The sequence below is a fragment of the Aeromonas sp. 601027 genome (assembly GCF_049174455.1).
Lineage (GTDB): Bacteria > Pseudomonadota > Gammaproteobacteria > Enterobacterales > Aeromonadaceae > Aeromonas > Aeromonas veronii_A.
Window position 1 is genome coordinate 78,031 of the sequence record NZ_JAAKTN010000008.1, and the last position, 13,350, is coordinate 91,380.

At 58.7% G+C, this 13,350-nt stretch carries 13 protein-coding genes and 1 pseudogene; 10 read left to right on the forward strand and 4 right to left on the reverse strand.

Going from position 1 to position 13,350, the window contains the following annotated elements; translation table 11 throughout:
* The first annotated feature begins 12 nt into the window (after positions 1–12).
* The 4 genes from tapT (at position 13) to G5193_RS11890 (ending at position 3,626) form a co-directional block, all read left to right on the forward strand.
* A complete protein-coding gene (tapT, locus tag G5193_RS11875; RefSeq protein ID WP_005340354.1) occupies positions 13–1,047 on the forward strand; it encodes a type IVa pilus ATPase TapT in 1,035 nt (344 codons plus the stop codon).
* Between the two features lie 28 nt (positions 1,048–1,075).
* Entirely contained in the window at positions 1,076–2,185 is a 1,110-nt protein-coding gene (gene tapU, locus G5193_RS11880) for a type IVa pilus ATPase TapU (protein WP_216954525.1), read from the forward strand.
* Positions 2,186–2,232: 47 nt separating this feature from the next.
* On the forward strand, positions 2,233–3,006 hold the full coding sequence (yaaA, locus tag G5193_RS11885) for a peroxide stress protein YaaA (RefSeq protein WP_421206081.1): 774 nt from the start codon (positions 2,233–2,235) through the stop codon (positions 3,004–3,006).
* A gap of 194 nt (positions 3,007–3,200) precedes the next feature.
* The gene (locus tag G5193_RS11890; RefSeq protein ID WP_005340360.1) at positions 3,201–3,626 is read left to right on the forward strand and encodes a hypothetical protein; all 426 of its coding nucleotides are present in this window, start codon (positions 3,201–3,203) and stop codon (positions 3,624–3,626) included.
* A 157-nt stretch (positions 3,627–3,783) separates the two neighbouring features.
* Here the strand turns inward: G5193_RS11890 and G5193_RS11895 are convergent.
* The 3 genes and pseudogenes from G5193_RS11895 to arfB form a co-directional block, all read right to left on the reverse strand.
* A pseudogene (locus tag G5193_RS11895) lies at positions 3,784–4,954 on the reverse strand (IS3 family transposase).
* A 347-nt stretch (positions 4,955–5,301) separates the two neighbouring features.
* Complete coding sequence (locus G5193_RS11900; protein WP_227341897.1) at positions 5,302–5,793, reverse strand: methylated-DNA--[protein]-cysteine S-methyltransferase; 492 nt, start codon at positions 5,791–5,793, stop codon at positions 5,302–5,304.
* A 25-nt stretch (positions 5,794–5,818) separates the two neighbouring features.
* A complete protein-coding gene (gene arfB / locus G5193_RS11905; RefSeq protein WP_139430011.1) occupies positions 5,819–6,235 on the reverse strand; it encodes an alternative ribosome rescue aminoacyl-tRNA hydrolase ArfB in 417 nt (138 codons plus the stop codon).
* Between the two features lie 201 nt (positions 6,236–6,436).
* On the opposite strand from arfB, the gene glnK reads away from it, so the two are divergent.
* The 5 genes from glnK (at position 6,437) to G5193_RS11930 (ending at position 11,832) form a co-directional block, all read left to right on the forward strand.
* On the forward strand, positions 6,437–6,775 hold the full coding sequence (gene glnK, locus G5193_RS11910) for a P-II family nitrogen regulator (RefSeq protein ID WP_005341406.1): 339 nt from the start codon (positions 6,437–6,439) through the stop codon (positions 6,773–6,775).
* A 258-nt stretch (positions 6,776–7,033) separates the two neighbouring features.
* Positions 7,034–8,041: a Fe(3+) ABC transporter substrate-binding protein gene (locus G5193_RS11915; protein WP_021230948.1), complete on the forward strand. Its 1,008-nt coding sequence runs from the start codon at positions 7,034–7,036 to the stop codon at positions 8,039–8,041.
* A 39-nt stretch (positions 8,042–8,080) separates the two neighbouring features.
* Positions 8,081–9,706 (forward strand): ABC transporter permease, encoded by a 1,626-nt coding sequence (locus G5193_RS11920; protein WP_421206082.1) that lies wholly within the window; start codon positions 8,081–8,083, stop codon positions 9,704–9,706.
* Positions 9,707–9,788: 82 nt separating this feature from the next.
* Entirely contained in the window at positions 9,789–10,823 is a 1,035-nt protein-coding gene (locus tag G5193_RS11925) for an ABC transporter ATP-binding protein (RefSeq protein ID WP_019445596.1), read from the forward strand.
* A gap of 103 nt (positions 10,824–10,926) precedes the next feature.
* The gene (locus G5193_RS11930; protein WP_040067425.1) at positions 10,927–11,832 is read left to right on the forward strand and encodes a Dyp-type peroxidase; all 906 of its coding nucleotides are present in this window, start codon (positions 10,927–10,929) and stop codon (positions 11,830–11,832) included.
* 90 nt (positions 11,833–11,922) lie between these two features.
* Here the strand turns inward: G5193_RS11930 and argR are convergent, their stop codons facing one another.
* Complete coding sequence (argR, locus tag G5193_RS11935) at positions 11,923–12,393, reverse strand: transcriptional regulator ArgR (RefSeq protein WP_005340378.1); 471 nt, start codon at positions 12,391–12,393, stop codon at positions 11,923–11,925.
* A 201-nt stretch (positions 12,394–12,594) separates the two neighbouring features.
* Between argR and G5193_RS11940 the strand changes: the two genes are divergently transcribed.
* A complete protein-coding gene (locus G5193_RS11940; protein ID WP_179902581.1) occupies positions 12,595–13,335 on the forward strand; it encodes an ATP-binding cassette domain-containing protein in 741 nt (246 codons plus the stop codon).
* The last annotated feature ends 15 nt before the right edge of the window (positions 13,336–13,350 follow it).

A 13,350-nucleotide genomic window follows, 5' to 3' on the forward strand; every position in this document is an offset into this window, starting at 1 on the left:
AATGACAAGTCTATGGATATCACAGAGTTATTGGCTTTCAGTGTAAAGCATAAAGCCTCGGATCTACACCTCTCGGCCGGGGTTCCCCCGATGATCAGGGTTGATGGTGAGGTTCGCAAGATCAATTTGCCCGCCCTGGAACACCGGGAAGTGCATGCCCTCATTTACGACATCATGAACGACCATCAGCGCAAGGAGCTGGAGGAGAACTTCGAGGTCGACTTCTCGTTCGAGGTACCCAATTTGGCCCGTTTCCGGGTTAACGCCTTCCAGCAGGCGCGCGGCTCGGGTGCGGTATTTCGTACTATCCCCAGCACTGTGCTGAGCCTCGAGGATCTCGATGCGCCGGAGATCTTCCGCAAGATTGCCGAGTTCCCGCGGGGTCTGGTACTGGTGACCGGCCCGACCGGTTCGGGTAAATCGACCACCCTGGCGGCCATGGTCAACTACATCAACGAGAACTTCCATCACCACATCCTCACCATCGAGGACCCCATCGAATTCGTCCACGAGAACAAGCGCTGCCTGGTGAACCAGCGGGAAGTACACCGTGATACCAAGAGCTTCAGCAACGCCCTGCGCTCGGCCCTGCGGGAAGACCCGGACATCATTCTGGTTGGCGAGATGCGCGACCTTGAGACCATTCGTCTGGCCATGACTGCCGCCGAAACCGGCCACCTGGTGTTTGGCACCCTGCACACCTCGTCGGCGGCCAAAACCATCGACCGTATCATCGACGTCTTCCCCGGCGCGGAGAAGGACATGGTACGCTCTATGCTCTCCGAATCCCTGCGGGCGGTTATCTCCCAGACCCTGCTCAAGCGCATTGGTGGCGGTCGGGTGGCAGCTCACGAGATCATGATGGGCATTCCGGCGGTGCGTAACCTCATTCGGGAGGACAAGATTGCCCAGCTCTACTCGGTGATCCAGACCGGGATGACCCACGGCATGCAGACCATGGATCAGAGCCTCAAGCAGCTGGTGAGTCGCGGCGTGGTGGCATCCCTCGATGCCAAGGCCAAGGCCGTTGATCCCAACAGCATTTAAGCGACTTGTACCCAGGGAGGGATAAATGATGAATCTGGATGATCTGCTGAGCCAGCTGGTCGAGCGAAAGGGATCGGATCTGTTTGTGACGGTGGGATCGCCGCCCATTCTCAAGGTAAATGGCCATCTGGTGTCGCTGGGGGGAGACGCGCTCGACAAGAAAGGGGCGCTGACGCTGGTCAGGGATACCCTCAGCAGCGATCACTTCGAGCGCTATGTCCGCACCAAGGAGGCCAACTACGCGATTTACCGCGAGGCGCTGGGTCGTTTTCGGGTCAGCGCCTTCTGGCAGCAGGAGCTGCCCGGTATGGTGATTCGTCGTATCGAGACCCGCATTCCCACCTTTGAAGATCTGCAGCTCCCCAGGATCCTGCAGGAGGTGGCGATGGCCAAGCGCGGGCTGGTGCTGTTTGTCGGTGCCACCGGGGCGGGTAAATCGACCACTCAGGCGGCGATGATCGGCTATCGCAACCAGCATGCCGATGGTCATATCCTGACGGTGGAAGACCCGGTGGAGTTCGTCCATCAGCATGGCCGTAGCCTGGTGACCCAGCGGGAGGTGGGGATCGACACCGAGTCGTTCGATGTAGCACTGAAAAGCTCGCTGCGTCAGGCACCGGACGTGATCCTGATCGGCGAGATCCGCAGTCAGGAGACCATGGAGTTTGCCCTGCAGTTCGCCGAGACCGGCCATCTCTGTCTCGCCACTTTGCATGCCAACAACGCCAACCAGGCGCTGGATCGCATCCTCCATCTGGTGCCGCAGGAGAAACATCGCCAGTTTCTGTTCGATCTCTCCTTCAACCTCAGAGCTATTGTCGCCCAGCAACTGGTGCCGAGTGTCGATGGTTTGCGGCGCAGTGCGGCATTCGAGATCCTGCTCAATACCCCGCTCATCACCGACATAATCCGCAAGGGAGAGATGCACCGTCTCAAGGAGGTGATGACCAAATCTGCCGAACTGGGCATGCAGACCTTCGATCAGGCGCTTTTCAGCCTGTTCTGCGCCGGCCAGATTGGCTACAGTGAGGCCCTCGCCCATGCCGACTCGGCCAACGACCTGCGGCTGCTGATCAAGCTCTCCGGTCGCGAGCAGCTGGGGTCCGGCACACTGGAAAATGTGACGCTGGATGAATGAAACATGGGGCCGATCCGCTGTTCGGCCCCTCGCCAGAAAGGAACGTTATGCTGATTGTGGTTTCCCCGGCCAAGACGCTGGATTACGAGTCACCGCTGGTGACCCCCCGTTTCACCCAACCCGAGCTGCTGGAGCACTCCGCCGAACTGATTAGCCGAGCCCGCCAACTGAGCCCTGACCAGATCGCCACTCTGATGAAGATCAGCGACAAGCTGGCCGGTCTCAATGCCGCCCGGTTTGCCGAGTGGCAGCCAGATTTCACCCCCGCCAATGCCCGTCAGGCGCTGCTGGCCTTCAAGGGGGATGTCTACACCGGTTTGGCGGTAGAGGATTTCAGCGAGGCCGATTTTGACTTCGCTCAGGCACACCTGCGGATGCTCTCCGGCCTCTATGGCGTGTTGCGTCCCCTCGACCTGATGATGCCCTATCGACTGGAGATGGGGACCAGGCTCGACAATAGTCGCGGCAAGGATCTCTACCAGTTCTGGGGGGAGGTGATCACTCATCACCTCAACGACGCGCTGGCAGCCCAGAGGGATGAGGTGCTGATCAATCTGGCCTCCGACGAGTATTTCAAGTCGGTACGACCCAAGAGCCTGAAAGGGCGGATCGTCACGCCGGTGTTCAAGGATGAGAAGAACGGTCAGTTCAAGATCATCAGCTTCTACGCCAAGAAGGCTCGCGGCATGATGGCCCGCCACATCATCAAGCACCGTCTGACCGAGGTGGAGCAGCTGACCGGCTTCAACGCCGAGGGCTACTACTTCGTGCCGGAAGAGTCGGACGCCAATACCCTGATGTTTAAACGCGCCGAAAATTAATTACAAAAAGAGGGAACCAATCTTTCGACCCGAGGGTCTGAACATGTGAATCCTCTGTTGTAAGCACTTTTTATTCGCCGACGTTTGATACGTCGGCTTTTTTATTGCCGTTTTTATTGTCCATCGATTGCCTTCGCCGGGACTATGTGGTTCAGATAGACTCAAGACAGGGAGCGAGTTGTCGTGAGGTGAATATGGAACAGAAAAATGCCATTCGGCAGGTTGCCGTCCCTTGGGCTCCGTCCCGCCAGCTACCGCCCGGTCTGGTTGTGGCCGAGTTGCATCAGGATCTCTGGAGCGACTCCCTGACCATCATGCTGGGGCGGGCGCGCAGCATCGATTTACCCCCGCAAATCCTCTGCCGGGTCTATTTTCGCCATATTTATGCCCTGCGGGTCATCGAGGATTGCGATCTGGCCGAGGGGAAGGATAGCCACGCCATCGAAGAGCAGATCCAGCTCATCACTCCATCCCGTTTTGCCAGCTGGTTCCATCAGGAGTCGGACGGCCTGCATCTGGATGAAGATCTGCAGCACTATCGCATCTCGACCTGGGATTATTGCGCCGATGTGCTGACCTCCTCGGCGCCGGAGCTGCAGTTCCTGCCCCAGAGCGAGTAGCCAGCTGTTACGTCAGAGGCGAAGGGTGATCCTTCGCCTCTTGGTTTTTGGACGGGGCAGATTTTGTGGCATTCAGGCCATTCAGCCTGGGTGGTGGCCTGTTGTGTTTGTCTAGTCCTGAAATAGGTTTACACATTTTCAACTAGCATTTTTCTACTCAGAACCCTCTATGTACCGCATCGGGGGTTCTGTATTTCAACGCATGATGCGGCCGCTCCGCGTTGTAAATATCCACTGCTTCACGCACCATTTCCCGCGCTTGCGTCAAATCCTGCGGGCTTTGCAACAATAACTCTCCTTTCAAAATCCCGTTCACCCGCTCCGCCAACGCATTCTGGTAACAGTCATACCCATCCGTCATCGAGCATTTCACCCCGTACCGTTCATGTAGTGACTGATACAGCCCCGAGCAATACTGCACGCCGCGGTCTGAGTGATGGATGAGTTCACCGCTGCCACACCGTTGCTTCAGTGCTTTCTTGAACGCCATCGCCACCGATTCGGCATGCATTCCTTCGTGCACGTGATGGCCCACTATCTTGCGTGAGTACGCATCCGTCACCAGGCTCAGGTACAGTGGCCCGCTCCTGGCTGGCAGATAGGTGATCAGACCTGCACTGGGGCCACCGGTGTGACCTGCTCTGGTCCCGACTTGAGCAAGTTGGGATGATGGTAGAAACGGTGAAAACTGTGGGTGGTCTTGTGATACGCCCGTCTGGGTGGCACCAGCAGGCGGTGCTCGGCTAATATCCGAAACAGCCTGTCACGCCCGACCTTGAGCCCGCCATCATCCTGACCCTGCAGCAGATAATGCAGCTTGCGAGTGCCCACCCGAGGTTGTCGTAGTCGAACCTGACGCACGAAGCGCACCACCTGCAGCCCTTGTGCATGGCGCTCGTCGGCGACCCGATTGCGCTTGTAGTAAGCCTGCCGGCTTATCCCCAGAAACAGGCAAGCCCTGACGATGGTCAGCCTTTCGACTTGCCGCTGCGAGAGGACTTGCCGAGTCGCTTTTTTACGATGGAGACGCCGTAGTCATTCTTCAGTACATCGACGACGGCCTCAAAGAACTGGGCCTTCTGACTCATCAGCGCCAACTGCTGCTCGAGTTCCTTGATGCGCTGTTCGGGCGTCTGGTTGTCGGGGTCAGGCATGGTGATGCTCCTGCCGGCACGCACAGAAGCCCCCTGGCTCCAATCTTGCCGACCATGTTTACGCAACCATACCAGAACGGTGGAGCGGCCCTGAATGCCATAACGCACCTGAGCCTGTTTGTAGGTGAGCTCGCCTTTTTCAATCTGCTCGACCAGTGCCAGTTTAAAAGTCAGCGAGTAATCGCGCTATGTCCGTTTCACACCTTGTCCCATCGGGTTCTCCATTTATTGGGGGGAAAGGTGTAAACCATATTCAGGACGGGACAGTTGCCACAAAAAAAGCGCCTCAGAGGAGGCGCGGGGAAAAAGACAGATTGGAAGCGTCACATGGGTGCTACTTGAATCAGCGAATGAGCCGTGCCATTCAAGTATGGAGCCATAATGCCAAGCTCAATCTGAAGTAGTTCTGAGGCGATTCTTCATCTTCTGTTCATCTTGTCAGCAAGGCGTGGCCACTGATTGAAAGCCTTTTCATTCTGGTCGCGATATTGTCCCGTTCCTCTCCGGGGACGCTCATTGTCTCATGGGGCCAGCTCGAATGTTGTGCCTGCCTGTTCCAGTGCCAGCAACCAGCGCTTGATGGGAATGCCGCCAGCATAGCCGGTCAGATCGCCGCTGCGTCCGATCACCCGATGGCAGGGTACTATGATGCTCAGCGGATTGCGGCCATTGGCAGCGCCTACTGCTCGCACTGCCTTGGGATTGCCGATAGCCTGGGCAATCTCGAGATAGCTCACGGTCTCGCCATACGGGATATCACACAAAGCGTTCCACACCGTTTGCTGGAACGGGGTGCCCTTCGGTGCCATGGGCAGATCGAACTGCTGCAATTTTCCGGCAAAATAGGCGGTGAACTGCTCGACGAAAGGAGCAAGAGCCAGGTCATCACGCTGCCACTCATTGGTCGGAGTTACCGGCTGCTCCCCCCGCACGAACTCCACATAGCGCAGACCATCCTGATCGATGGCGACCAGCAGGGGGCCGCGGGCGCTGTCGCAAAAACTGTATCTCATCGGCTGACATCCTTTGGGGGCTGGCTCAGTCCAGAACCGGTTTGCCGCGGGCGGATTTGATATCCCCCTTGCGCTTTTTGGCATCGACCCGTTTGCGCTGGGAGCTGCGGGTCGGCTTGGTGGCATGGCGAGCCTTGGGGCGCCAGGCTGCTTTCTTCAGCAACTCCACCAGACGGTTCATCGCCTCCTTGCGGTTCATGTCCTGGCTGCGATGGCTCTCGACCCGGATCAGGATAAAGCCATCGTGTACCCGGCTGTCGCTCAGCTTGTCGAGACCCTCCTTGTAGAGGGGCGTCAGGCTGGGAGAGTTGCGGTAATCGAAGCGCAGCCAGACGGCGGAGTCGGTCTTGTTGACGTGCTGTCCACCGTTGCCCTGTGCCCGCATGGTCTGAAATTGCAGCTCATGCCAGGGAATCGTGACGCTGTTGGAGATAACTAACATGCTGTTTTGCTCTTGTTTGGTGCATACCCGCTGACCGCTGCAGCATGGTGCCTCATTATGGGGCGTGCTGGCCGGTTATGGGGATGTGCCTGACGAATGGCGCAGGCATTAAACTCTATCTATATGAAATAAAACAATAAAAATACTTGGCATAAGAATTGAAACCCGATTCATGACACACCATGGATTGGGAGCAACCAGATGAAGCTGATTAGTGCGATTATCAAACCGTTCAAGTTGGACGATGTCCGCGAGGCTATTGCCAACCTGGGGGTGGAAGGGCTGACCGTGTCCGAGGTCAAGGGATTTGGCCGCCAGAAGGGACACACCGAATTATACCGGGGAGCCGAGTATCAGGTCGACTTCCTGCCCAAGGTGAAGCTGGAGATTGCTACCGCCGATGATAACGTGGAAGGGGTGATCGAGGCGATCTGCAAGGCGGCCTATACCGGCAAGATCGGCGACGGCAAGATCTTTGTCTATGACTTGCTGCAGGCGGTGCGCATCCGCACCGGCGAAAGTGACGACGAGGCGCTGTGATGAACCGCATCCGTGACGTACAGATCTGTTGACCTCCCGATCTCGGGGAATCCCGATGGAGTGAGCGCTTATTGAAGCCTGATCAACATAACGTTTTGCTCAGAAGAGGCCGAATGGGATTCCATCCGGCCCTTTTCAATTATGGGCGATTAAATATGTGATGTGGCGACGGCGAGCTTTCTTGATCCGCTTATAAGATGTATGCAGAATGCAAACGGAAATCGTTATCACTATGTATAGCTAATCAAGGAATGGATGATGAAAATGAAGATGTTGGCACTGGCTTTCTCTGCGTTGGCAGCTCAGTCGGCATTGGCGGCCGGGGAAGTGAATGTCTACTCCAACCGGCAGGATGAGCTGATCAAGCCCATCATCCAGCAGTTCGAGAAGGAATCTGGCATCAAGGTGAACGTGGTGTTCGCCAAAGAGGGATTGAACGAGCGTCTGGAGCGGGAAGGCAAGCTCTCTCCGGCCGACCTGATGCTGACCGTCGATATCAGCCGTCTGACCGATCTGGTGGACAAGGGGCTGGTGCAGCCGGTAGACAGCAAGATCCTGCAGGAGAACATCCCCGCCATCTATCGTGATCCGGAGAATCGCTGGTTCGCCCTGACCACCCGGGTTCGCGCCATCTACTCCAGCAAGGATCGCCTCGGCAAGCTCGAGACCATCAGCTACGAAGACTTGGCCAAGCCTGAATTCAAAGGAAAAATCTGCACCCGCAGCGGCAAGCATGAGTACAATGTGGCGCTGGTCTCCTCCATGATTGCCCATCACGGTATGGCCGAGACCAAAACCTGGCTGGAAGGGGTCAAGGCCAACCTGGCGCGCAAGCCGCAGGGCAACGACCGGGATCAGGTCAAGGCGATCAAGGATGGTATCTGTGACGTGTCGCTCGGCAACAGCTACTATCTGGGCGCCATGTTGAAAGATCCGGCGCAGAAGTCCTGGGCGGATGCGGTCTATATCAACTTCCCGAACCAGGCTGACCGCGGTGCCCACGTCAACGTGAGCGGCGTGGCCATGACCAAGTATGCCAAGAACAAGGCCGAGGCCCAGAAGCTGATGGAGTTTCTGGCTGGCGACACCGCCCAGCACATGTATGCGGACGTGAATGCCGAATATCCGGTCAAGGCCGGAGTCGAGCCTTCCGCCATGGTCAAGTCCTGGGGCAGTTTCAAGTCTGACGCACTACCGGTCAGCGATTACGCCAAGCACCGCAAGGACGCCTTGCAGTTGCTGGATGAAGTGAAGTTCGATTTGTAATCAGATGGGGCCAACGGCCCCATCAACATCTGTGGTCTCATGAAAAATTTTGGATGGATGACCGGCAGCTGGGCCATCGCCCTGCTGCTGGCTTTGCCGGTGCTCGCCCTCGTATTCTCTGCCTTCTCGGCTGAGGGGGCGCTGTTTCGCCACCTCGCCGATACCGTGTTGCTCGATTATCTGGCCAATACCCTGGGGTTGGTGGTCGGCGTCGTATTGCTAAGCCTGCTGTTTGGCGTACCCACCGCCTGGCTGGTGGCCATGTGTCAGGTGCCGGGGCGCCGTGCCCTGCAGTGGGCCTTGATGCTGCCAATGGCCATGCCCTCCTATATCGTCGCCTACGTCTATACCGACTTGCTCGACTACTCGGGCCCGCTACAGGCCGGGTTGCGAGCGCTCTTTAGCTGGAACAGCCCTGCCGATTACTGGTTTCCTGCCATTCGCTCCCTTGGTGGCGCCGCCTGGGTGCTGGCGCTGGTGCTGTTCCCCTATGTCTATCTGCTGACCCGCGCCTCTTTTCTCGAGCAGTCAGTCAGCCTCATTCATTCCAGCCGCCTGCTCGGCTGTACCCCCTGGCAGAGCTTTCGCCGCCTCAGTCTGCCGCTGGCGCGCCCCGCCATCATGGTGGCGGTATCGCTGGTGGCCATGGAGACGCTGGCCGATTTCGCCACCGTCCACTTCTTTGCCATCAACACCCTGACCACTGCGGTCTACGACACCTGGCTCGGTTACGGCAGTCTGGCCACTGCGGCCAAACTCTCCTGCTTGATGCTGCTGGCGGTGGTGCTGTTGATCGCGCTGGAGCGCCGCTCGCGCAGCAGGCAGCAGGTGTTCCAGAAGTCCATGGGTCATGAGCAGCCGCTGCGCTATCCGCTTAAGGGGATGAGTCGCTGGCTAGCTGGCCTCTGGTGCTGGGGGCTGGTGCTAGCCGGTTTTGCTCTGCCGTTCATCATCCTGCTCGATTACGGCGTGCGTTACTTCGAGTTGTCGTGGACGCCGGAGTTTGTCCGCTTTGCCGGAAACAGCTTGGCTATCTCGGCGCTGACCGCACTGCTGGCGATGGGTATCGCCCTGCTGCTCGGCTTCTTCCGCCGCCTCGATGGCGGGATAAAGAGCCTGCTGCCTCTGCGCATCGCCGCCATGGGCTACGCCATGCCGGGGACCGTGCTCGCGATCGGGGTGCTGGTGCCGCTCACCGCCCTCGACTTTGCCATCAACGATCTGGCCGAATGGCTCGGGCGTCAGGGGCCGGGGCTGTTGCTGACCGGTACCATCACCGCCATCGTGTTCGGTTATCTGGTGCGCTTCGTGGCCATCGCCATCGGCTCGGTGGAGAGCAGTATGGGCAAGATCTCCCCCAGCCTCGACATGGCTGCCCGCTCTCTGGGGCAAGGGGATGGCGCTATGCTGCGGCGGGTCCATCTGCCGCTGGTGCGCCGTGGTCTGTTTGCCGGTGCCATGCTGGTATTCATCGAATCCATGAAGGAGCTGCCCGCCGCTTTGCTGCTGCGGCCCTTCAACTTCGATACTCTGGCGACCCACGTCTACCAGTTTGTCTCGGACGAGATGCTGGAGCGTGGCGCGCTGGGGGCTATCGTTATCGTGCTGGTGGGACTGTTGCCGCTGATCTGGGTCAACCGCAGTCTGGACAGTCCGGGCCACTGAGTCGCCGCGTCGGTCAATGAAATTGCATGCGGTGTGCTGAACCGAAAGGCAGCGCGCCGCCAGAAACGAGAGGAAGTCAGCCTTGTCCTGTTTGCAGGTTGAAAATGTCAGCTGTCGTTACAACGGCCGCAATGTGCTGGAGCAGCTCTCCCTGACGGTGGCAGACAACGAGATCGTCTGCCTGCTTGGGGCCAGTGGCTGCGGCAAGACCACGCTGCTCAAGGCCATCGCAGGGCTGCTGCCGTTGGCTGAGGGCTCGATTCGCCTCGGCGATACCCTGCTCGACGGGCCGGGTGCCAGCGTGCCGCCCGAGGCGCGCAACATCGGCATGATCTTTCAGGATTACGCCCTCTTTCCCCACCTGACGGTGGCCGACAATGTCGGCTTTGGCCTGACCAAACTCGATCGCCGCGCCCGCCAGCAGCAGGTGGACGAGGCGCTGGCGCTGGTCAATCTGCAGGGGCTGGGGGATCGCTATCCGCACCAGCTCTCCGGCGGCCAGCAGCAGCGGGTAGCCATCGCCCGGGCGCTGGTGTGCAAGCCACGACTGATGCTGCTGGATGAGCCCTTCTCCAACATCGATACCCAGGTGCGGATGAAGTTGATCCTCGAGATCCGCGCCCTGCTCAAGCAGCAGGGGATCGGCGCCATCTTCGTCAGCCACAGCAAGGAGGAGGCGTTCGCCTTCGCCGATCGGCTGGCGCTGTTTCGCGCCGGTCATATCGAGCAGGTGGGCCAGCCGGAGCAGCTCTATCGCCGCCCGCAAAACCGCTTCGTGGCGGAGTTTCTCGGCGGGGTCAACTATCTGGCTGCCGAGGTGGTGGACAGCCACTGCGTACAGACGGCGCTCGGGGTCATCTGTGGCAGCGAGCCTCATGGCCGGGCGGTGGGCGAGCAGTTGCAGCTGATGCTCAGACCCCAGCAACTGCTGCTGGAGAGCGCCGCAGATGGGGAGCTCAAGGTGGTGGAGCAGCAGTTCCTCGGCCACCACTGCCGGGTGCTGTTCGAGTGTGGCGATCTGCAGCTGGAGGCGAGCATTGGCGAGCCCCTTGATGGGATGCGGGCACGGATCAAGGTCGCTCCCCATGGATTGGTGTTGTTTGACCCTTTGCCCTGAACGCGTGATATCGTCGTGAAATCAAAGAACTGGATCCACTCTGGTTTATAATCGCGCAACGCAAATAGCCCGTAACGCTAACGCCTACTCAGGGGAGAGATATATGAAAGCCCAAGCCGGGATCTGCGCAGAGCCGAATCTGCACGCCCTCTATCTGATGTTCAATCGTACCGGCGATGCCGCCGAACTGGTCGGCCGTCTGGCCAAACTGCCCGCCCTGTGGCAGGCGGTCGCCGCCGATTTCCCCGATGCCGGTTTCAGCGGTCTGGTTGCCGTTGGCGCCGATGCCTGGGATGGTCTCTACCCTGCCGCCCGTCCGCCCCAGTTCCGCAGCTTTATGGCGCAATCCGCCAACGGTCAGGAGGCCCCCAACACCCCGTTTGATCTCTTTATTCAGCTGCGCGCCGATCGGGTGGATGTGCTGCACCACGCCGGTCACCGAGTGATGGCACTGCTGGCCGGACTGGTCGAACTGGCCGAAGAGGTGCGCGGTTTCCGCAATCTGGATTGCCGTGACCTGACCGGTTTCGTCGATGGCACCGAGAACCCGCAGGATGAACACCGTGCCGAAGTGGCGTTGCTGGCCGATGGCGAGTTTGCCGGTGGCTCCTATATTCACGTCCAGCGCTGGGTCCACGCCATGAGCGACTGGGAGAAGCTGGCGCAAAAAGAGCAGGAAGACATTATCGGTCGCACCAAGCCCGACAATATCGAGTATGAGTCTGCCGCCAAGCCGCTGACCGCCCACATCAAGCGGGTCAACCTCAAAACCCCGAAGGGAGAGTCCATGGAGATCCTGCGCCAGAGCATGCCCTGGGGCACCATGACCGAGCAGGGGCTCTACTTCATCTCCTGCTGCCGCACACCGCAGCACTTCAACGCCATGCTGGCCAGCATGTACAAGGGAGAGGGCAGCCACTTCGATCACCTGCTGCGTTTCACCAAGGCAGTGACCGGCGCGGCTTTCTTCGCCCCATCGGAGGGTTTTCTGATGGCGCAGGGCAAATAAGCCCGCCTGACGAAGCTGCAGAAAACAAAAATCCCGGCCTTGGCCGGGATTTTTCGTTCTGGCGTGACCGCTATGATGCGGTGGCGGCCATTACGGCGTCTGTTCGAACAGCTCGAGGGCGGAGAGATAGAGCTCTTCGATATCGGTGTCGCTGGTCGGGGTGATGAAGATGGTGTCATCACCGGCGATGGTGCCGAGGATCCCCTCTGCTTTGCCGAGGGAGTCGAGCAGGCGGGCGATCAGCTGGGCAGCGCCCGGGCTGGTGTGGATCACCACCAGTGCGCCGTTGTGATCGACGTCCAGTACCAGATTCTTGAGCGGGCTGGAGGTGGTGGGCACGCCCAGTTCCACCGGCAGGCAGTAGACCATCTCCATCTTGGCGTTGCGAGTGCGAACGGCGCCGAAGCGGCTCAGCATGCGCGATACCTTGGACTGGTTGATGTTCTCGAAGCCCAGCTCTTGCAGGGCGGTGACGATTTCTGCCTGGGAGCCAAAGCGCTCTTCTTTCAGCAAGGCTTTAAAGGCCTTGGCCAGTTTTTCTTGCTTGTCGTTGTGTTTCATCTTGGTCTCACGAATGAGGAGGTGTGGCGGCCTGCGCGATACAGGCGGCAGATACGAACAGCGGGGCCATTTTGCATTCATATGCCGTTTTTTGCAAGGAAGCGGCGCTTGTTCTGCATATTGATTCAAAAATGGCTTGCATCAACCTTTATTAGGGATAGAATCGGGATGAAATTTTGAAAACTTATTCAATTGGGCTGTATGGGTATTGAATTAATAGGTATCGAGAAGTCTTGGCACAAGGTGCCGGTTCTGCAACAGGTCAGCTTTCGGACATCCCCCGGTGAAACCTTGGTGTTGCTGGGCCCGAGCGGTGCTGGCAAGAGTTCCCTACTACGGATGATGAATCTGCTGGATACCCCGGATGCGGGTGTTCTGCGGATTGGCGAAAGTGAATTTTCTTTCCCGAACTCCCTCTCTGCTGCCGAATTCAACCGCCAGTCCCAACTGCTGCGCCGCAAGGTGGGCATGGTGTTCCAGCAGTACAATCTCTGGCCACATCTCACTGTGATGGAGAATCTGACTGAAGCGCCGGTCAAGGTGCTCGGCATGAGCAAGGAGGCCGCTATAGAGAAGGGGGCCTACCTGCTGGCTCAGCTGCAACTGGCCGACAAGCGCGATGCCTGGCCGGCACGTCTCTCCGGCGGTCAGCAGCAGCGGGTGGCCATTGCCCGTACCCTGATGATGGACCCGGAAGTGCTGCTGTTTGACGAGCCGACTGCTGCCCTCGATCCCGAGATCACCAAGGAGGTGGCCGAGATCATCCGCAACCTGAGCCAGACTGGCATTACCCAGGTTGTGGTGACCCACGAGGTTGACTTTGCCCGCAAGGTGGCCAGCCAGGTGATTTATCTGGAGAAGGGGCGGATCATCGAATCCGGCACCGCTGCCATTTTCCAATCCCCGCAAACCAGCCGGTTTGCCGAATTCTTGATGCATTGATATTGAATCGATAAG